A 19,906-nucleotide genomic window follows, 5' to 3' on the forward strand; every position below is an offset into this window, starting at 1 on the left:
AACTCGAAAAGGTAATTTCATCCTCTCAGCAAATCGGTTACACTGTATGTACTGTTGCAAAATCTTGTTGCTAATGAAATAAATAAAGAAGGTGAATGGATTGAAGCAAATATTGATAATTGATGACCAGCCAGGCATTCGGTTGCTGTTGGAAGAAATATTCAGACAAGCAGGTCTCGGAACGACATTAGCTTCAAATGGAAAAGAAGCCTTGGATAAATTAGAATACCTGCAACCAGACTGTATCTTGCTGGACATGAAAATGCCTGGCATGAACGGTGTTGAAGTTCTGCGCGAAATTAGAAAGCGAACTCCAAATGCTCTTGTCATGATGATGACAGCTTACAGTGAAATTGAGTTGACAGAAGAAGCTGGGAGACTCGGCATTGACAATCATTTCACCAAGCCGTTTGATATATTTGAAGTACGGGACACGGTCTTAAAAAGGTTGCAAACACAGGACGCATGACAGTAGTAATAATGAAGTGGATTTGGTATGCTAGAGAGCAGAAAGTATAATGAAAACAGACAGAAACCCGTAGACAACTCAAGGAGGAATTTTGCATGCCACTCGTCTCGATGAAAGAAATGATGATTCAAGGAAAAAAGCAAGGATACGCAATCGGTCAATTCAACTTAAATAATTTAGAATATACACAAGCGATTTTGCAGGCTGCTGAAGAGGAAAAATCGCCAGTCATTTTAGGAGTTTCCGAAGGTGCGGCTCGTTATATGGGCGGCTTCAAAACCGTTGTTATGATGGTTAAAGGACTAATGGAAGATTACGGTACAACTGTGCCTGTTGCCATTCATTTAGACCACGGTTCCAGCTTCGAAAAATGTAAAGAAGCGATTGAAGCCGGGTTCACATCCGTCATGATCGATGCATCTTCTAAACCACTCGCGGAAAACATCGAAATCACGAAGCAGGTAGTGGACTTCGCAAAACAGCATAACGTATCCGTAGAAGCTGAACTTGGAGTCGTTGGTGGACAGGAAGACGACATCATTGCAGACGGCGTGATCTACGCAGATCCTGCTGAGTGTAAAGAATTGGTGGAAAAGACAGGTATCGATTGCTTAGCTCCAGCGCTTGGTTCAGTACACGGACCATATAAAGGGGAGCCGAACTTAGGTTTCAAAGAAATGGAAGAGATCTCAAGCCAAAGCGATCTGCCACTCGTATTGCATGGCGGCACAGGGATTCCGTTAAAGGATATCCAACGTGCGATTTCATTGGGCACATCTAAAATTAACGTCAACACTGAAAATCAGATTCAAGGCACGAAAGCAGTGCGTGAAACACTTGGAGCAGATACTGAAGTGTATGATCCACGTAAATATCTTGGCCCAATGCGCGAAGCAATCAAACAAACTGTCATCGGCAAGATGCGTGAATTTGGCAGTTCTCAGCAAGCGTAAATCAGGAATAACCGGATAGAAAAAAGGAGGAGCAAATTATGTCTCCTTCTTTTATATTTGAATTAAGACAAAAAACAAACTAGCAGGGGGATCATTCACTTGAAATTTTTCATAGATACCGCAAACTTTGATGAAATTAAAGAAGCACACAGCTGGGGCATTGTTTCCGGCGTGACGACCAACCCTTCACTTGTAGCAAAAGAAAATATTTCATTTCACGATCGCTTAAAAGAAATTACGGCTCTCGTACCAGGATCTGTCAGCGCGGAAGTCATTTCGCTCGACGCGGAAGGTATGATTGAAGAAGGACGTAAACTTGCAAGCATCGCAAAAAATATTACCGTGAAACTACCGATGACGCCTGAAGGATTGAAAGCTTGTTCAGTGTTCGCAGCGGAAGGCATTCAAACGAATGTCACGCTCGTCTTCAGTGCCAATCAAGCATTGCTTGCAGCGCGTGCAGGCGCAACATACGTCTCGCCTTTTATTGGGCGCTTGGATGATATTGGTCAAAACGGGGTCGAATTAATCGAAACCATCTCTGACATTTTCACAATCCACGATCTAGATACACAAATCATTGCAGCTTCAATCAGACACCCTCAGCATATTACCGCCGCCGCATTAGCAGGAGCTCATATCGCGACGACACCATTCAACGTGTTGAAGAGTTTATTCGCACATCCGTTAACAGCTAAAGGAATCGATCAATTTTTGAAAGACTGGGAAACTAGAACGAATAAGTGACGAAATCAATCATGCCGCGGTGTGATTGCGTCTGGATTTTGAATCGAGGCCTGCATGATGCAGGTCATGCAGTCTTTGCTGTACAATGTGGAGCAAAGACTGCGTTCCTATTTTATACTCCTTACAAAATCCATGACATCCGCCGGAGGCTTTTATTTGGATTCAGCGGGCCTTAGAACACCCGCTGAACTGAAAAAAACATTTGCATTCTTACCGCCACATATAGAAGTGTGGTAGACTGCTGAATTCAAATAAAAGGAGATCGAAATGGACGTTTACAAAATTAAAGGCGGAAATCGGCTTCAGGGGAAGGTGAGAGTAAGCGGTGCGAAAAACAGTGCGGTTGCTCTTATTCCCGCAGCCATTCTTGCTGACTCACCTGTAACGATTGCAGGTCTTCCGGAGATTTCAGATGTTATGACATTGCAAAAACTAGTGGAAGAGATTGGTGGAAATGTAGAAATAGAAGAAGGCAAGATGACGATCGATCCTTCAGAAATCGTTTCCATGCCACTTCCGAATGGCAACGTGAAAAAGCTTCGCGCTTCTTCTTACATGATGGGCGCGCTGCTCGGCAAGTTCAAGCATGCGGTGATTGGCTTGCCTGGAGGTTGTCACTTAGGACCTCGGCCGATTGACCAGCATATCAAAGGTTTTGAAGCACTTGGAGCAAAAGTCACGAATGAACATGGTGCCATTTATTTGCGGGCAGATGAATTGCGCGGTGCCAAAATTTATTTGGACGTAGTCAGTGTCGGTGCCACCATTAATATTATGTTGGCCGCTGTCATGGCAAAAGGAAAAACAGTTATCGAAAATGCTGCGAAAGAGCCTGAAATCATTGATGTAGCGACATTATTATCGAATATGGGCGCGAATATCAAAGGGGCCGGTACGAACGTCATTCGGATTGAAGGTGTGGAAAAACTTCATGGCACTAAGCACACAATCATCCCGGATCGGATCGAAACGGGTACTTATATGATTATGGCAGCGGCAATCGGAGACGGCATCACGATCGACAACGTCATACCGCTGCATGTTGAAGCAGTCACCGCCAAGCTTCGTGAAATGGGCGTCAAAGTAGAAGTCGGAGAAGAACAAATCTACATTCCGAAGACAGAGAAATTCGAGGCGGTTGACGTCAAAACACTCGTCTATCCAGGGTTTCCTACAGATCTCCAACAGCCGTTCTGTGTGCTATCAACACAAGCGGAAGGTTCATCAATCCTGACTGACACTATCTATCCGGCAAGGTTCAAACAAATAGATGAACTTCGCCGAATGAACGCAGATGGAAGAGTGGAAGGTCGCTCGGCAATTATTACCGGACCGACAGCAATGCAGGCTGCTACAGTACGCGCAACGGATCTGCGGGCTGGTGCAGCATTGATAATTGCGGGATTGATCGCCAGCGGAGAAACAGAAATCCAGGGAATTGAACATATCGAACGCGGCTATAGCCAAATTATTCCGAAGCTAAAAATGCTCGGTGCTGATATCAACAAAGTAGAAGGACTCAAAACAGCTTCTATTTCTGAGTGACGACAATTATCGATTTCGTGTATAATAGACTGCAACGACACATCCAGAGTAAAGTCATTTAAGTAATGATGGATGCGGACGTAGGCAAATGAAGGTAAAACGCGTCGAGCGCCTTACCGCAAACAGGAGGAACAAAACAGTATGGAACGTAGTTTATCGATGGAACTAGTACGTGTTACAGAAGCGGCAGCCGTTGCGGCAGCTCGCTGGATGGGACGCGGTTTGAAGAATGAAGCGGATGATGCAGCAACAGAAGCCATGCGGACGGTTTTCGACACAATTCCGATGGAAGGTGTTGTCGTTATTGGTGAAGGCGAAATGGATGAAGCGCCAATGCTCTATATCGGTGAAGAACTAGGAACGGGCCATGGACCGGCAGTGGATGTTGCGGTCGATCCTGTAGAAGGTACGAATATTGTCGCTGCTGGTGGCTGGAATGCGCTTGCGGTACTTGCTGTTGCAGATAAAGGAAACCTTTTGAATGCACCTGATATGTATATGGATAAAATTGCGGTGGGTCCGGAAGCAGTTGGCAAAATCGATATTGACGCGTCCGTTACAGATAACTTGAAAGCTGTAGCAAAAGCGAAAAATAAATCTGTTTCCGATATCGTTGCTTCTGTCTTAAATCGTGAACGTCATAAAGATATTATCGAAGAAATTCGCCAAGCTGGCGCGCGTATCAAGTTGATTGAAGACGGCGATGTAGCAGGCGCTTTGAATACGGCTTTTGACGATACAGGCGTTGATATTTTATTCGGAAGAGGCGGGGCTCCTGAAGGTGTCATCGCAGCAGTCGGCTTAAAATGCTTAGGTGGAGAAATCCAAGGGCGTCTTGTTCCTTCCAATGACGAAGAAAGAGAACGTTGCATCAAGATGGGCATCGATGTAGATAAAGTCCTAAAAATGGATGACTTGGTTAAAGGAGACGACTGTATTTTCGCAGCGACTGGAGTAACAGACGGCGAATTGCTTGGCGGTGTACAGTTTAAAGGGACATACAGCCGAACACATTCGATTGTCATGCGCTCTAAATCAGGTACAATCCGCTTTGTCGAAGGTCGCCACAGCATGAAGAAAAAACCACTTCTCGTTATGCAAGACTAACTCCCTCATTACCCGGCGTCACAGCCGGGTCACTTTTTCCTGAAACTATAAAACCATAATGCACGTAATGAATTATGCCTTGGCATAATGGCGTTCGAATACTCTCTGAACAATAACGAACTCGCATTCATTTCACTATCTATTGAGATGGGAGTTTTCTGCTTAATTCAGATAAAAGGAAAGGAAGCGCACTAAGTATCTTCCTTTCTATTTCTCGCGTCGAAATTTTCTTATACTATAAATGAAGAGTGGTGTACGCATAGATGACAATGATTACCCTTGCAGACCTAGAGAATATGACGCTGAAAGAGCTATATGCACTAGCGAAGGAGTTTAAAATCACGAACTATGGCAAGCTGACAAAGAAAGAATTAATTTTCGCTATTTTGAAATCTCGTGCCGAGCAAGAAGGCTTCTTTTTCATGGAAGGTGTATTGGAGATTATCCAATCAGAAGGATACGGTTTCTTACGACCGATCAACTATTCTTCGAGCTCAGAGGATATATACATATCTGCCTCCCAAATCCGTCGCTTTGATTTGCGTAACGGCGATAAAGTAACAGGGAAAGTCCGTCCGCCAAAAGAGAATGAGCGATACTATGGCTTGCTGCAGGTTGAAGCAGTCAATGGACAAAATCCCGAAGTGGCACGTGAACGTGTTCATTTCCCAGCATTGACCCCATTGTATCCAGAACGCCAAATTCAATTAGAAACGACACAAAGTCGTATATCTACACGTATCATGGACCTCGTATCACCTGTAGGATTCGGCCAACGTGGATTGATCGTCGCACCGCCGAAAGCAGGGAAGACGATGCTGTTGAAAGAAATCGCCAACGCCATCACGACGAATCATCCGGAAGCTGAACTAATCGTCTTGCTGATCGATGAACGCCCTGAGGAAGTAACCGATATTGAGCGTTCTGTCAAAGCAGATGTTGTCAGCTCTACATTTGATGAAGTACCGGAAAACCATGTCAAAGTAGCTGAACTCGTATTGGAACGTGCAATGCGCTTAGTTGAACATAAACGTGATGTCATCATTTTAATGGACTCCATAACCCGACTGGCTCGTGCATTTAACTTAGTGATCCCGCCGAGCGGACGTACATTGTCCGGAGGGATTGATCCGGCCGCATTCCACCGTCCAAAACGATTCTTCGGTGCAGCACGTAACTTGGAAGAAGGCGGAAGCCTAACAATCCTGGCAACGGCCCTCATCGAAACGGGCTCCCGCATGGACGAAGTTATCTATGAAGAATTTAAAGGAACGGGCAACATGGAGCTTCATCTAGACCGAAGCCTGGCTGAACGCAGAATCTTCCCGGCACTCGACATCCGCCGTTCCGGAACACGGAAAGAGGAGCTGCTCATTCCGAAAGAAAAGTTAGAAAAACTATGGGCTATCCGAAAAACCTTCTCCGACGCTCCGGACTTTGCCGAACGTTTCCTGAAAAAACTTCGTCAATCCGAAAACAACGAAGAATTTTTTGAGAAATTAAATGAAGAAATGAAAGCCCATCGTAAGGGTAAGGGATTGATTTAAGTTAGCGAAGAGTGGTGATAGGAGGTGTGGTCCGTGGATTTGCGCTCTCAGTGGAGGCGAAGTAGTATGTACTCCGGGATTTACGCTCCAGACGGTACGCTTTCCGGAGGGCGTGGCTTGAGCCGCTTCCTTCGCTTCGCTCAGTCCAGGGTCTCAAGGCGCACGCTGATCCTCCCGGAGTCGACCGTCTTCCGCTCCAATCCATAGTTAGTGTGTAGAGACACATAGCAAGCTCCTTGTAGTTGTTTAGATCTGAGAAGAGTTCACACACTCAGAGTACAAAACTGGCATCTTTCATTGACTTAGTTTAAGGTCGTAAGTGATTTTTTGGACAATTAGCCTGCGGGCAATATTTTTTAGTATTAACTTTTAAACTTTGAGCATTATTGTAAGGAAGCATCACTTTATTGCTAATAAATTACAATGAACTAGCCATTATACTTCCCATCAAAAAGTAGGGATTGGAGCGGCGGGTGGCGACTCCGGCGGGATTAGCGCGACAGGTGAGACCCCACAGGAGCGAAGCGACGAGGAGGCTCACCGCGCGCCCCGCGGAAAGCGTCCACCCAGAGCGCAAATCCCGGACATTCACTGATTAATCTTTTATTTTTAAGCATTTATTGGCGCCCTAAAGCCCAATAAAAACCCAAATCAAACAGTTGCGCCGAACACTCGATTTTGCTATACTGTTCAAGTACGGTATTCACCGTGCACTGCATATGCGGCTGACATATACGGGCCGTGTACGGCATCGATCCGTTTTATTGGCAATCGGTCAATAAAACACCCTATAATTCATACTCTGTTCCAGATGGTTCAGGGCGAGAGGAGAGAGACCGATGAAAGCAGGAATTCATCCAGATTACAAACTTGCAAAAGTTGCTTGCTCATGTGGCAATACATTCGAAACAGGTTCTGTAAAAGAGGATATTCGAGTAGAAGTTTGCTCAGAATGTCACCCATTCTACACTGGACGCCAAAAGTTTGCTGCAGCGGACGGCCGTGTCGACCGTTTCAACAAAAAATACGGCATCAAGTCAGAAGGACAAGAGTAATCAAATGCCAGATACCCGTCAGGTGCAGTCGTGCCAGACGGGTATTTTTATAAGTAAAAGCAGAGAACGATCATAAACAGTGGGTAAGCGCTCATAACCCAGGAAAACGCGCTCAAAAGCAAGACCGGTGCGCTTGTAACTTGTGCTTACACGCTCATAACCCTAGCCAAAACACACCATACATAGCACGACACTGAAAGGAGATTGACCATGTACGTTTCAATGCAAGGCGGCTGGATGGAAGTCATCTGCGGCAGTATGTTTTCAGGTAAATCGGAGGAGCTCATTCGCCGGATTCGCCGGGCGGAATTCGCTAAACAGAAAATAGCGGTATTCAAGCCGGCAATCGATGATCGATACAGCGAGGAAGCTGTTGTCAGCCATGACGGCACATCAATGATCGCCAATCCGATAGCGAGAGCCAATGAAATTCCGAATCTCGTCACAGATGATTTCGATGTGGTCGCCATTGACGAAGCACAATTTTTTGATGAAGAAATTCTAGACGTCGCGATCAGTTTAGCCGATCGCGGTTTTCGCGTCATCATCGCCGGGCTCGACCAAGACTTCAGGGGCGAACCGTTCGGGCCAATGCCACGATTGATGGCAGTAGCAGAACTCGTCACAAAACTTCAGGCGGTCTGCACCGTTTGTGGATCTCTGTCAAGTCGGACGCAACGATTGATCGATGGAAATCCTGCCCGATACGATGATCCGATCATTCTCGTTGGCGCGTCGGAAGCCTACGAACCGCGATGCCGCCAACACCATGAAGTCCCAGTCGGTCAAGCGGAGCGCGCAAAATAAAGATAATTCACCGTCTATCCATATGCACGAAAGGATAGGCGGTTCTGCTATATCCTGAAAACCCATACTACAGAAGAGGTGAACGCATTATGTTCGACAGACTGCAAGCAGTAGAAGACCGATATGATCGACTCAATGAACTTCTGAGTGATCCAGAAATTGTGAATGACTTGGAAAAACTTCGAAACTACTCCAAAGAACAGTCCGATTTGCAGGAAACCGTTGAAGTGTACCGAGAATATAAAGAAGTCCAAGCACAATACAAAAATGCGAAAGATATGCTCGAAGAACCACTCGATGACGAAATGAAAGAACTTGTCAAAATGGAAATCGATGAACTGGAAGACCGAATCGAGCCGCTCGAGGAACAGTTGAAGATTTTGCTCGTTCCGAAAGATCCCAATGACAATAAAAGTGTCATTATGGAAATCCGAGGTGCGGCAGGCGGAGATGAAGCCGCTCTATTCGCAGGCAGCCTATACCGTATGTATACTCGCTTTGCTGAGATGAATCACTGGAAAGTGGAAGTGATCGACTCGTCACCAACAGAGCTTGGCGGCTTCAAGGAAATCATTTTCATGATTGACGGCAACGGTGCCTATTCAAAACTGAAGTACGAAAATGGAGCACACCGCGTACAACGTGTACCGGAAACCGAATCAGGCGGTCGAATTCATACATCCACCGCCACGGTCGCTTGTTTGCCGGAAGCGGAAGAAGTAGAGATCGAAATCCATGACAAAGATGTCCGTACCGATACATTCGCTTCATCTGGACCCGGTGGACAGTCCGTCAACACGACAATGTCTGCAGTCCGGCTTACGCATTTGCCAACAGGCATCACGGTGTCATGTCAGGATGAAAAATCTCAAATTAAAAACAAAGAAAAAGCGATGAAAGTATTGCGTGCACGTGTCTACGATAAATTTATGCAAGAAGCGCGTGCAGAATACGATGAGAAACGTAAATCGGCGGTCGGATCAGGAGATCGCTCAGAGCGTATCCGGACATATAATTTCCCTCAAAACCGAATAACTGATCACCGAATCGGTTTGACGATCCAAAAGCTTGATCAGATCATCGAAGGGAAATTGGATGAAGTGATCGATGCGTTAATAATTGAAGAACAAGCACACCGCTTGGAAAGTTTGGATCAAAATGACTGAAACTATTCTAGAATCTGTACAGCGTGCGAAGCAACTATTGAATGCGAAAGAGCTGGATGTGAATGCAGCTGAGTTGGCGATGCAAGCTGTAACAGGCAAAAGTCGGGCGGGTTATTTTGCCGCACTCCGTGATCAATTACCGGAAGAATCTCGCTCGCTATTTTGGGAGTATATTGAAGAGCTTTTAACAGGCAAACCAATTCAATATATTCTTGAAGAAGAATCATTTTATGGCTATTCCTTCGAAGTGAATGAACGTGTCCTGATCCCTCGGCCTGAAACAGAAGAATTGGTATTCTATGCATTGAGTCGTGCAAGACGGCTGTTTGGAGACAAGGTGATTCAATTTGCAGATATCGGGACAGGAAGTGGGGCGATTGCTGTCGCGTTCAAAAAAGAACGACCCAATGCACAAGTGACCGCGACGGATGTTAGTGAAGAAGCGTTGCAAGTAGCCAAACGTAATGCGCAGCGCAATGACGTAGAAATAACGTTTCGGCAAGGTGACATGGAGGAGCCGCTCATGGGACAAACATGGGATGTCATTCTTTCCAACCCTCCTTATATCGCAGAACATGAAAAAAGCGATATGTCGGCGACGGTATTTGACTTCGAACCGTCTTCCGCTTTATTTGCCGAAGAGGATGGACTGTACTTTTATCGAAGACTAGCAGAACGGTTAGCTCCTTTGATGAATAAACGGGCGCTGATCGGATTTGAAATCGGTTATCAACAAGGTGAAATTGTGCAGCAATTCCTACAGAAAGCCTTCCCTGAAGCCAATGTAGACATCGTGCAAGATATTAATAAAAAAGATCGAATGATATTTTGTGAGATTCAGTGAATAAAACATCTTCCTTCGGGTCATGATAGATTCAGGAGGGGATGACATGTTACAAGATTACACGATTAAAAAACAACCGACAAAAACTTCAAAATTAATTGCTTCTATAGAATTTATACTCGTGCTGTTAGCGATTCAAGGGGTACTGTTATTATTCAATCAAGAGGTACCAACAAGTGAAGTAGCTCAATTTCGTATTCTAGCAAACTCAAATACCGCTGAGGATCAACGGATAAAACAAGAAGTACAGAAAAAGATTGCACCACTACTCGATCAGGCGATCAGTCAGTCAACGACGCAACAACAGTTGCATGACAAGCTTCAACATTTGGAACCTACGATCGAACAACTTGCTGGAGAATATGCAAATGGTTCAGCTGTAACATTTGAACACAAAGCTGCACTTATTCCGCCGAAGAGAATTGGTTTTGCGATTCAGCAGCAGGACGTTTATGATGCCTATATTTTGAAAATCGGCAAAGGAAAAGGGGATAATTGGTGGTGTGCACTATTCCCAAAAGTCTGTTATCCAGAGGAAGCGACAGTAACTGAAACAGAAGAAGAGCCTGTTAAGTTCTTCGTCTGGGAGTGGATAAAATCATGGTTTTCGTAAAACTGTTCACAGATTTTGTGGATAAATTGAATGAAATGTGTATAAGAGGGGGTTGGACAGATGGAAACAATACTAAACTCAGTGGATAACCTCGTGGATAACGAAAAAACATATGAACAAGCTGTGGATATCCTGAAATCAGGAGGTCTTGTTGCATTCCCTACTGAAACAGTATATGGATTGGGAGCTGTTGCTACGGACGAACAAGCTGTGCGGAAAATCTTTGAGGCGAAGGGAAGACCTGCCGATAATCCGCTCATCGTACATATCGGAAGAAAGTCAGACATGGAGCGCTTTGTTGCGGAAGTGCCTGAAGTAGCCGAACAATTAATAGAAGCTTTCTGGCCTGGTCCGTTGACATTGGTAATGGAGAAGAAGCCGGGAGTCATCGCGGAAACCGTCACGGCAGGCATGGCGACAGTGGCGATTCGTATGCCGGATCATCCTGTAGCACTGCAATTATTGAAAAAACTTGAACTTCCACTCGCTGCACCGAGTGCGAACCGCAGCGGTAAACCTAGTCCGACAGAGGCGGAGCACGTATACCACGATTTATTCGGTAGGATTCCACTCATTTTAGACGGTGGTGCGACAGGTATTGGTGTAGAATCCACAGTACTGGACATCACCGTCACACCACCCGTCATTTTGCGCCCGGGCGGCATTGTCAAAGAACAACTGGAAGCTTTGATCGGAACAGTTCATTTGGCGGCAAAATCAGAAGATGAAATAGAAACACCGCGTGCTCCTGGAATGAAATATACCCATTATGCACCGGAAGCGCCTTTATACGTCATCGAATCGGATGCTTCAAAATTAGAGGATGCACTCGATAGTATTCATCGTCAAGGTAAACGGGCTGCCGTCATCGGGCCAGACGAGTTGCATACGGCAAAAGCGGATTGGTACTTTACAACGGGTGCACTCGACAGCAGTGAAGCAATGGCTGCGCATCTGTACAAGGCGATTCGTCAATGTGACAACACCGAAGCGGACATCATCTTGGCGATCGAAACCGACCAAGCAGGTATAGGGGCAGCTGTCATGAATCGATTGGATAAAGCCTCCGACGGCAAACGATATATCGAATAAAACAAAAGACGAATAGCCCCCTGAAGCAGACGCATAAGATGGATAGATGCGAACTGTAAGGGGGCTTACTCATTGATTGAAATCATAGCGGCCGTCGTTACGACGATCGATATCCTCATCGTCTACACAATTCTTCAATTGCGGCGCGGAAGATTCATGATCGCGCTATGGACTACCTTTTTGAATATGCTATTGCCGCTAATCGGGTTTTATATGGGCGAGTGGACCGTCCACTTCTTTGCAGGATGGGGTCCCCTACTATCGGGTGTCCTAATTGGACTAGTCGGTCTCCATATGTTACTTGATGACGGAGAACAGCCTTCAGTAATGGATAAAATCTCGCCTTTTTTCTTGGCATTGCTCGTCAGTATCGATGCCTTCACTGTCAGTGTGACATTTGGCATGATGCAGTTGAATAAGTGGCTGTTCATTTTTGTGTCAGGTTTCTTTTCATTCGTCTTTTCTATTGTCGCATTGTTATCCACAGGGCGTATTAAATTGATCAATGGAACCTATATTAGACGCATTACTGGAATTGTTTTCATTATTATAGGTGTAATGTCCTTTATCTTTTAACAATTAGTGTTTCTTTTCTCTCATAAATCCGTTATTATTTATAGTAGGTGAGGAAAATGAATATTTATTTTATTTGCACAGGTAATACATGTAGAAGTCCTTTAGCGGAAGCTCTGTTGAATAATGAAAAGTTGCCGGGCGTCACGGCAAAATCTGCAGGCATCCACTCAATGGATGGACTGCCGATTTCCGTGAATTCCGCTCAATTGCTGAAGGAAGCCGGAATTCCGTACAGTGAATTTTCAAATGAACTCAAGTTCTCTGAAATGCAGTGGGCTGACCTCGTCCTGACAATGACAGTTGGCCACAGGGATTTCCTGCACAGCAGCTATCCCGAAATGAAGGAAAAGATTTTCACATTAAAGGAGTATGTAGGGGAGAAGAATGGTTTTGACGTCCATGATCCATATGGTGGCGACTTAGCGACATACCGTACAACGTTCATGGAACTAACAGAACTTATTAAAGCGGTAACCCGAAAGCTCTCGGAGGGAAATTTATGACGGAAACAAGAACAAGGAAAGTGGGTCTGCGAAAAAAGTTTGTCTATTTTATCGTCATTCTCGCAGTCATCACTTATTCAACGAGTGCGGTTTTCATTAATTGGGTACAACCGACATTCTTCCCCAATGTAAAGCCATTTGTATTTCAACTGATTACATATGCTCTTGGCGTTTTATGGTCAGGTATTTTGGCGGCATTATTCAGTGTGATTTTAACGAAACCATTGCAGCGATTGGAAACAGCTGCGATGAGAGTAGCAGATGGGAAGATTGGGCACGATATTGAACTGTCAAATTCATCTGATGAAATTCATTCAGTCGCGAAAGCATTCCGGCAAGTTGTCGTGAACTTGCGGAGCATCATCGAACAAATCGAATCAAACTTTCAAACGACCGTTCAATCAGTAGACGCGTTGACGAAAGAGACAAGCTCGGCATCCGGTCAATCGGACGCCATCGCGCGTACAATCGGAGAAATTTCCAATGGGGCAGAATCGACAGCAAGCGCAATCCAGGAAACGGTCGGAGCAATTGAAGATGTTCGTCAATTGGCTATGGAAGTCAACAGTCGGGCGGGCCAATCTTCGGAGCACTCCAAAGCGATGCTGCAAGAACTCCACACGACCACAGATGTATTCCAATCGGTGTTGGCGGGTATCCATCAAATGACGGAGCAGAGCGAACATTCATTGGAAACAATCCAAGTGCTGGATGAAAATGCACATAAAATTGGAGAAATCGTCGAACTTGTCGGTAACATCGCAGGACAAACGAACTTATTGGCGCTCAATGCATCTATCGAAGCGGCACGTGCAGGAGAACACGGAAAAGGCTTCGCTGTCGTGGCGGAAGAAGTACGTAACTTAGCCGACGAAAGCGCAAATGCTGTACAAATGATCTCCACACTTGTTCAAAGTATCCAAGCAGACGTCAAAAAAGTCGTTTCCGAAATGAAGCAACAAGTCGACACAGCTTCAGCCGAAGCAAAACGCGCAACGAAAACAAACGAAAACGTACAATCCATGACCGAAACAATCCACACGATGGCAGCCTCGGTCGTAGAAATCAGTGAAATCGTCAGTCAGCAAATGCAAAAAATCGAACTAACAGCCAAACAATCCATGGAAGTCGCCTCCATTGCAGAAGCTACTTCAGCGGGCGCGGAAGAAGTACGAGCCGCCACAGAGGAACAAGTGGCGTCCATAGAACAAACTGACGCCAAAGCGATGGAACTTAAAGTACAATCCGAAGAACTCTACAAAGTAATCCGCAAATTCGATCGCTCGGTTGATTGATGGATTAATAGGTGGACAGGCTACTATGAAGTCAGGAATTATTGACTATTCATAGGGGCCTGTTTTTTTATTCAGGGGGTATGCGAAACGGGTGGAAAGGTTCGGTGTCCGACTTGTTTGGTGCGGATGAGACAAGGATTGGTTCGGTGCAGTGCTGTTAACGTGCGGTCCAAAAGGTTTTTGGTTCGTTCTGGCAATGCTTTGGTGCGGTGCTGTGCAATTTTGGTTCATTACTCGGCTTCTCTTGTCTGGATGCAAAAGTTAAAGTATTGATGTAGCATTTACTTCATCACCTAGCTTTGTTTATAATATACGATTCCCTATTCAATGGGCTAAACTAGTTGATTGTAGCGGAAGATGGGCGACTCACCCGCGCCCCGCGGAAAGCGTCCCATCTGTAGCGGAAATCAACGGTAGCAAACCCGTCACCCTAATTCGAAAACACACGGACGTTAATCGTCTTTAAGTTGATAAATATTCGTGTTTTTGACGAATCTCCCTAATTCAGACATGAAAACCTCAAAAATAATGCAGTAAAACCGATGATTTTTTTATTGAACAGTGGTAGAATAAGCGATAAGTAAAAATAGAAATGAGGGTGCGCAGTGAAAGTTGCAATTTCTTCAGACCATGGAGGCAACCAACTCCGAAATGAAATCACCAATCTATTGACCGAACTCGACATAGAATTTGTCGACTACGGACCAGATTCCGGCGCTTCCGTCGACTACCCGGACTACGCAGTACCAGTAGCCAACGACGTAGCAGCAGGAAAAGCCGACCGCGGAATCTTGATTTGCGGGACTGGCATCGGCATGTCGATTGCAGCGAACAAAGTAAAAGGCATCCGCTGTGCACTCGTACATGACGTCTTTAGTGCAAAAGCAACACGAGAACATAACGACTCCAACATTCTTGCGATGGGCGAGCGTGTCATCGGGCCTGGTCTTGCGCGCGAAATCGTCAGCACTTGGCTTGGAACTGAATTCGAAGGCGGTCGTCATGAACGCCGTATTGATAAAATGATGGACTTGGAAAAGCAATAATGAAAGTGGGTGGAACATGTGGATGCGATTGAATTATGGAAATTGCAACTCGAACAGGCATTGACTGAGTTTGCGGAACAAGCGCCACCTGCAACTAATACGATTTTCGTCGTTGGCTGCTCCACGTCTGAGGTAGCAGGTGCGCGGATCGGTACGAACGGCGCGCTGGAGATTGGTGAAGCATTATTCGCACCGCTTCGGAAATTTGCAGACCAGCATCAGATTCATTTAGCATTTCAAGGCTGCGAGCATATTAATCGCGCTGTCACAATTGAACGCAAGACAGCCCAACAGTTTCAATTGGAACCTGTTTCTGTCATACCGGTCGTCAATGCGGGCGGCTCCATGTCTGCGTACGTCTATCAGCAATTCAAAGATCCGGTAGTAGTGGAGTCCGTACAGGCAAACGCCGGTATTGACATCGGCCAAACCTTGATAGGCATGCAATTGAAACCTGTCGTCGTGCCGATTCGCACATCCATTAAACAAGTCGGTGAAGCAATCATCACACTGGCCACGACACGACCGAAATTGATCGGCGGAAGTCGTGCGCAATACGAATGAAATGTGTACAATACAAGATAGCATACAAAACATCAGAAAAAGGGGATACTAACCAATGGACTTAAGCAATGTACAACGCGATGACTCGGCTGTTTTTGAAGCGATCATGGCTGAAAAGAACCGTCAAAATTCCAACATCGAACTAATCGCATCAGAAAACTTCGTTACACAGGCAGTCATGGAAGCACAAGGATCATATTTGACGAATAAATATGCAGAAGGCTATCCGGGACGCCGTTATTACGGTGGCTGTGAACATGTCGACGTTGTGGAAAATATCGCACGCGACCGCCTGAAAGAGTTATTCGGTGCAGCCTATGCCAACGTGCAGCCTCACTCAGGTGCACAAGCAAATATGGCAGTCTACTTTACAGCACTAGAGCCGGGCGATACAGTGCTTGGAATGAACTTATCCCATGGCGGTCACTTGACGCACGGTTCACCTGTAAACTTCTCTGGTATTCTATACAACTTCGTAGAATACGGTGTAAGTAAAGAAGACGAAAAAATCGACTATGAAGACGTTCGTCAAAAAGCGCTTGAGCATAAACCGAAAATGATCGTAGCTGGTGCGAGTGCGTATCCGCAGGAAATCGACTTCGCAAAATTCCGTGAAATCGCGGATGAAGTCGGCGCATATTTGATGGTCGATATGGCGCATATCGCAGGCCTTGTTGCAGTAGGCGAGCACCCGAATCCAGTGCCACACGCACATTTCGTAACGTCCACAACGCATAAAACATTGCGTGGACCACGTGGCGGTTTGATTTTATTGAACGAAGAATTCGCGGAAGAATTTGGCCGCAAAATCGACAAAACGGTATTCCCTGGCGTTCAAGGCGGTCCATTGATGCACGTTATCGCTGCAAAAGCTGTTGCATTCAAAGAGGCGCTAGAGCCGGAATTCAAAACATACATCCAACAAGTGAAGAAAAATGCGAAGGCATTGGCAGAGCAATTTAACAAGGAAGGTATTGATGTAGTTTCAGGCGGCACGGACAATCACATCGTACTTGTGAAGTTGAAATCACTTGGTTTAACAGGAAAAGTTGCTGAGCATGTATTGGACGAAGTTGGCATTACAGTGAATAAAAACACAGTGCCTTTCGATACAGAAGGACCATTCGTCACTTCAGGTATCCGCATCGGTACGCCTGCTGTCACAACACGTGGATTCAAAGAGGAAGACATGCAAGAAGTCGGCCGCATCATTGCGAATCTATTGAAAAACCACGAAGATGAAACTGCAAAAGCCGAAGCACGCAAAGCAGTAACAGCTCTTACAGATCAACATCCTTTATACGCATAAAAATCAAGCGTCTGACCATTGTGTCAGGCGCTTTTTGGAGTGTAAAATGTCTATGTATGATCGCGGATGAGGTGTTTATGATCACTTAGACGGTGTGTATGAGCGAGAGTCGGGATTTTATGATCGAGAATCGATAGTTTATGAGCGGCAATACGTCTTATACGAGCACGTGAAAGATTTTATGAGCGCGCTGCAAAAGTCTGAATCTAAAAACATCTGACATATCTGCGCCTATCGCATGATTTCTGTTATAATGTACAAGATATTCCGAAAAGGAGCGAAACCAATGGCAAAAGTACATGTATTTGATCACCCATTAATTCAGCACAAACTGACGTTTATTCGAAAAGCAGATACAGGCACGAAAGAATTCCGTGAATTAGTCGATGAAGTATCGACGCTAATGGCATTCGAGATCACACGTGAGCTGCCGCTTACAGAAATCAACATCCAAACGCCGGTATGCGAAGCAACTTCCAAAGTATTGGCAGGTAAGAAATTAGGAGTCGTTCCAATCCTGCGTGCAGGAATCGGAATGGTAGAAGGGATCTTGAAATTAATTCCGGCTGCTAAGGTAGGACATGTTGGTCTTTATCGGGACCCAGAGACGCTAAAACCAGTGGAGTACTATGTGAAATTGCCTTCTGACGTATCAGAACGCGAATTCATCGTAGTGGACCCGATGCTCGCAACAGGCGGCACAGCGATTGAAGCGATCAATTCATTGAAAAAGCGCGGTGCGGTTAATATTAAGTTCATGTGTTTGGTCGCGGCTCCTGAAGGCGTCGAATTACTGACTAAAGAGCACCCTGACGTTGATGTCTATATCGCGGCTTTGGATGAAAAGTTGAACGATAAAGGGTATATTGTGCCTGGACTTGGTGACGCAGGTGACCGTTTATTCGGCACGAAATAATGGAGGGAACATTCATTGACTAAAAAGTGGAAAGTGATGACGATTTTCGGCACAAGACCGGAAGCGATTAAAATGGCGCCGCTAGTTCTAGAACTAGAAAAGTATCCCGATCAAATCGAATCCATCGTTACTGTCACTGCCCAGCATCGACAAATGCTCGATCAGGTGCTGGAAACATTCAAAATCAAGCCGAATTATGATTTGAATATTATGAAGGACCGGCAAACTCTAATCGACGTGGCGACACGTGGTTTAGAAGGTCTCGACAAAATTATGAAAGAATCCAAGCCCGATATCGTGCTCGTTCACGGAGACACGGCGACGACATTCATCGGCAGTTTGGCTGCATTTTACAATCAAATCGCTGTTGGTCACGTTGAAGCGGGATTGCGTACGTGGAATAAATATTCTCCATATCCGGAAGAAATGAACCGCCAACTGACAGGCGTCATCGCCGACTTACATTTCGCACCGACTGAAAAATCAGCACAAAACTTGCTGAATGAAGGCAAAAATGAAGAACGCATTTTCATCACAGGCAACACAGCGATCGATGCACTTCAGACAACGGTCGATCCGGATTATCATCATCCGATTTTCGATCGACTCGGCGACGACCGTTTGATCTTGCTGACAGCACATCGCCGGGAAAACCTCGGAGAACCGATGCGCAACATGTTCCGCGCGATTAACCGTCTGCTCGACAAGTATGATGACATTCAAGTGATCTATCCTGTGCATATGAACCCGGCCGTGCGTGAAGTGGCGGATGAACTGCTGGGGAACAATGAGCGGGTGCACTTGATCGAGCCGCTAGAAGTGCTGGATTTCCACAACTTTGCTGCGCGTTCGCATATCATTCTTACGGACTCCGGCGGCATCCAAGAAGAAGCACCATCTCTTGGAAAACCAGTCATCGTACTGCGAGACACAACCGAACGCCCAGAAGGCATCGAAGCAGGAACGTTACGCTTGGCTGGAACAGATGAAGAAACCATCTTCGAGCTAACCGACACGCTCTTATCAGACCATGTCGAGTACGAAGCAATGTCTAAAGCCTACAATCCATACGGCGACGGCCATGCATCCGAACGCATCGTCGAATCTTTATTGAAATATTTATCTTCATTATAAGAAACATAAACCCAGCAGAAGGAGAATCTTTTGCTGGGTTTTTCGTAAAAGGGGAAAGGAGACTTGGGGTTGTGGTCCGGGATTTGCGCTCCAGACGGTACGCTTTCCGGAGGGCGTGGCCTTTGAGCCTCTCCTCGTTCGCTACGCTTCCTGCGGGGTCTCAAGACGCACGCTAATCCCCCAAGAGTCGACCGCCTTCCGCTCCAATCCTTAGTTCGCTTGCAGAATCATATAGCGTACTTTTTATAGTTATTTAAAATCTGAGAAGACTAGCCATTGTCAGAGTACAAAACGGGCATCTCCCTTTGACTAAATTCAAGTGCATTAAACGAACTCACGGACAATAAGCCTTTAGGCAATGCTACTTATCATTCGCTTTTGAACTTTGGTCACTATCTTAAGGAAGCATCACTTTATTGCTTAAAAATTACAGTGAACTAACCATTATACTTCCTTTTTAAAAGTAGGGATTGGAGCGGCGGATGGCGACTCCGGCGGGATTAGCGCGACAGGTGAGACCCTGGACTGAGCGAAGCGAAGGAAGGGGCTCACCGCGCGCCCCGCGGAAACATACTAACATTAGTAGTACAGACCAAGGCCATGGTTTGTGCTACTATT

Annotated in this window: 20 protein-coding genes; all 20 read left to right on the forward strand. The window is 45.7% G+C overall.

Translation table 11 applies throughout. The features are described from left to right. Window positions 1–100 precede the first annotated feature (100 nt). The 20 genes from MKX97_RS02640 to wecB all read left to right on the forward strand — a co-directional run bounded on the left by MKX97_RS02640 (window position 101) and on the right by wecB (window position 19,288). A complete protein-coding gene (locus MKX97_RS02640) occupies window positions 101–469 on the forward strand; it encodes a response regulator (RefSeq protein ID WP_040758514.1) in 369 nt (122 codons plus the stop codon). Window positions 470–564: 95 nt separating this feature from the next. After that, on the forward strand, window positions 565–1,422 hold the full coding sequence (locus MKX97_RS02645) for a class II fructose-bisphosphate aldolase (protein ID WP_078817380.1): 858 nt from the start codon (window positions 565–567) through the stop codon (window positions 1,420–1,422). A 99-nt stretch (window positions 1,423–1,521) separates the two neighbouring features. Beyond that, window positions 1,522–2,169, forward strand: a complete 648-nt coding sequence (gene fsa, locus MKX97_RS02650; protein WP_009766228.1) for a fructose-6-phosphate aldolase — start codon at window positions 1,522–1,524, stop codon at window positions 2,167–2,169. 267 nt (window positions 2,170–2,436) lie between these two features. Then, window positions 2,437–3,714, forward strand: a complete 1,278-nt coding sequence (locus MKX97_RS02655) for a UDP-N-acetylglucosamine 1-carboxyvinyltransferase (protein WP_009766227.1) — start codon at window positions 2,437–2,439, stop codon at window positions 3,712–3,714. A gap of 141 nt (window positions 3,715–3,855) precedes the next feature. Continuing rightward, entirely contained in the window at window positions 3,856–4,821 is a 966-nt protein-coding gene (glpX, locus tag MKX97_RS02660) for a class II fructose-bisphosphatase (protein ID WP_009766226.1), read from the forward strand. A 263-nt stretch (window positions 4,822–5,084) separates the two neighbouring features. After that, window positions 5,085–6,368 (forward strand): transcription termination factor Rho, encoded by a 1,284-nt coding sequence (gene rho / locus MKX97_RS02665; protein WP_009766225.1) that lies wholly within the window; start codon window positions 5,085–5,087, stop codon window positions 6,366–6,368. A gap of 839 nt (window positions 6,369–7,207) precedes the next feature. Continuing rightward, window positions 7,208–7,423, forward strand: coding sequence for a 50S ribosomal protein L31 (gene rpmE, locus MKX97_RS02670; protein WP_009766224.1), 216 nt, complete (start codon window positions 7,208–7,210; stop codon window positions 7,421–7,423). A gap of 210 nt (window positions 7,424–7,633) precedes the next feature. Continuing rightward, entirely contained in the window at window positions 7,634–8,230 is a 597-nt protein-coding gene (locus MKX97_RS02675; RefSeq protein ID WP_342536887.1) for a thymidine kinase, read from the forward strand. An 89-nt stretch (window positions 8,231–8,319) separates the two neighbouring features. Next, window positions 8,320–9,396: a peptide chain release factor 1 gene (gene prfA / locus MKX97_RS02680; RefSeq protein ID WP_221835147.1), complete on the forward strand. Its 1,077-nt coding sequence runs from the start codon at window positions 8,320–8,322 to the stop codon at window positions 9,394–9,396. Then, the gene (gene prmC, locus MKX97_RS02685) at window positions 9,389–10,240 is read left to right on the forward strand and encodes a peptide chain release factor N(5)-glutamine methyltransferase (protein WP_078817023.1); all 852 of its coding nucleotides are present in this window, start codon (window positions 9,389–9,391) and stop codon (window positions 10,238–10,240) included. Before prfA ends, prmC begins: the two co-directional genes overlap by 8 nt. A gap of 46 nt (window positions 10,241–10,286) precedes the next feature. Then, a complete protein-coding gene (locus tag MKX97_RS02690) occupies window positions 10,287–10,853 on the forward strand; it encodes a stage II sporulation protein R (protein WP_342536888.1) in 567 nt (188 codons plus the stop codon). A 60-nt stretch (window positions 10,854–10,913) separates the two neighbouring features. After that, the gene (locus MKX97_RS02695) at window positions 10,914–11,945 is read left to right on the forward strand and encodes an L-threonylcarbamoyladenylate synthase (protein ID WP_342536889.1); all 1,032 of its coding nucleotides are present in this window, start codon (window positions 10,914–10,916) and stop codon (window positions 11,943–11,945) included. A gap of 72 nt (window positions 11,946–12,017) precedes the next feature. After that, complete coding sequence (locus tag MKX97_RS02700) at window positions 12,018–12,521, forward strand: manganese efflux pump (RefSeq protein ID WP_221835140.1); 504 nt, start codon at window positions 12,018–12,020, stop codon at window positions 12,519–12,521. Window positions 12,522–12,577: 56 nt separating this feature from the next. Then, on the forward strand, window positions 12,578–13,024 hold the full coding sequence (locus MKX97_RS02705; RefSeq protein ID WP_221835138.1) for a low molecular weight protein arginine phosphatase: 447 nt from the start codon (window positions 12,578–12,580) through the stop codon (window positions 13,022–13,024). Further along, on the forward strand, window positions 13,021–14,319 hold the full coding sequence (locus tag MKX97_RS02710; RefSeq protein WP_078817028.1) for a methyl-accepting chemotaxis protein: 1,299 nt from the start codon (window positions 13,021–13,023) through the stop codon (window positions 14,317–14,319). Before MKX97_RS02705 ends, MKX97_RS02710 begins: the two co-directional genes overlap by 4 nt. 605 nt (window positions 14,320–14,924) lie before the next feature. Further along, the gene (gene rpiB / locus MKX97_RS02715; RefSeq protein WP_009766213.1) at window positions 14,925–15,365 is read left to right on the forward strand and encodes a ribose 5-phosphate isomerase B; all 441 of its coding nucleotides are present in this window, start codon (window positions 14,925–14,927) and stop codon (window positions 15,363–15,365) included. A gap of 18 nt (window positions 15,366–15,383) precedes the next feature. Next, window positions 15,384–15,929, forward strand: coding sequence for a TIGR01440 family protein (locus tag MKX97_RS02720; RefSeq protein ID WP_342536890.1), 546 nt, complete (start codon window positions 15,384–15,386; stop codon window positions 15,927–15,929). Between the two features lie 55 nt (window positions 15,930–15,984). After that, entirely contained in the window at window positions 15,985–17,238 is a 1,254-nt protein-coding gene (gene glyA, locus MKX97_RS02725; protein WP_078817029.1) for a serine hydroxymethyltransferase, read from the forward strand. Between the two features lie 286 nt (window positions 17,239–17,524). Beyond that, window positions 17,525–18,154, forward strand: a complete 630-nt coding sequence (upp, locus tag MKX97_RS02730) for a uracil phosphoribosyltransferase (protein ID WP_040758508.1) — start codon at window positions 17,525–17,527, stop codon at window positions 18,152–18,154. Window positions 18,155–18,169: 15 nt separating this feature from the next. Beyond that, window positions 18,170–19,288, forward strand: coding sequence for a UDP-N-acetylglucosamine 2-epimerase (non-hydrolyzing) (wecB, locus tag MKX97_RS02735; RefSeq protein ID WP_342536892.1), 1,119 nt, complete (start codon window positions 18,170–18,172; stop codon window positions 19,286–19,288). The last annotated feature ends 618 nt before the right edge of the window (window positions 19,289–19,906 follow it).

The organism is Sporosarcina sp. FSL K6-3508 (assembly GCF_038615825.1).
Classification (GTDB): Bacteria; Bacillota; Bacilli; order Bacillales_A; family Planococcaceae; genus Sporosarcina; species Sporosarcina newyorkensis.

Coding starts and splice junctions, on each gene's coding strand:
- MKX97_RS02645 (WP_078817380.1), top strand. CDS start 565: ATGCCACTCGTCTCGATGAAAGAAATGATGATTCAAGGAAAAAAGCAA.
- MKX97_RS02655 (WP_009766227.1), top strand. CDS start 2,437: ATGGACGTTTACAAAATTAAAGGCGGAAATCGGCTTCAGGGGAAGGTG.
- glpX (WP_009766226.1), top strand. CDS start 3,856: ATGGAACGTAGTTTATCGATGGAACTAGTACGTGTTACAGAAGCGGCA.
- rho (WP_009766225.1), top strand. CDS start 5,085: ATGACAATGATTACCCTTGCAGACCTAGAGAATATGACGCTGAAAGAG.
- rpmE (WP_009766224.1), top strand. CDS start 7,208: ATGAAAGCAGGAATTCATCCAGATTACAAACTTGCAAAAGTTGCTTGC.
- MKX97_RS02675 (WP_342536887.1), top strand. CDS start 7,634: ATGTACGTTTCAATGCAAGGCGGCTGGATGGAAGTCATCTGCGGCAGT.
- prfA (WP_221835147.1), top strand. CDS start 8,320: ATGTTCGACAGACTGCAAGCAGTAGAAGACCGATATGATCGACTCAAT.
- prmC (WP_078817023.1), top strand. CDS start 9,389: ATGACTGAAACTATTCTAGAATCTGTACAGCGTGCGAAGCAACTATTG.
- MKX97_RS02690 (WP_342536888.1), top strand. CDS start 10,287: ATGTTACAAGATTACACGATTAAAAAACAACCGACAAAAACTTCAAAA.
- MKX97_RS02695 (WP_342536889.1), top strand. CDS start 10,914: ATGGAAACAATACTAAACTCAGTGGATAACCTCGTGGATAACGAAAAA.
- MKX97_RS02705 (WP_221835138.1), top strand. CDS start 12,578: ATGAATATTTATTTTATTTGCACAGGTAATACATGTAGAAGTCCTTTA.
- MKX97_RS02710 (WP_078817028.1), top strand. CDS start 13,021: ATGACGGAAACAAGAACAAGGAAAGTGGGTCTGCGAAAAAAGTTTGTC.
- glyA (WP_078817029.1), top strand. CDS start 15,985: ATGGACTTAAGCAATGTACAACGCGATGACTCGGCTGTTTTTGAAGCG.
- upp (WP_040758508.1), top strand. CDS start 17,525: ATGGCAAAAGTACATGTATTTGATCACCCATTAATTCAGCACAAACTG.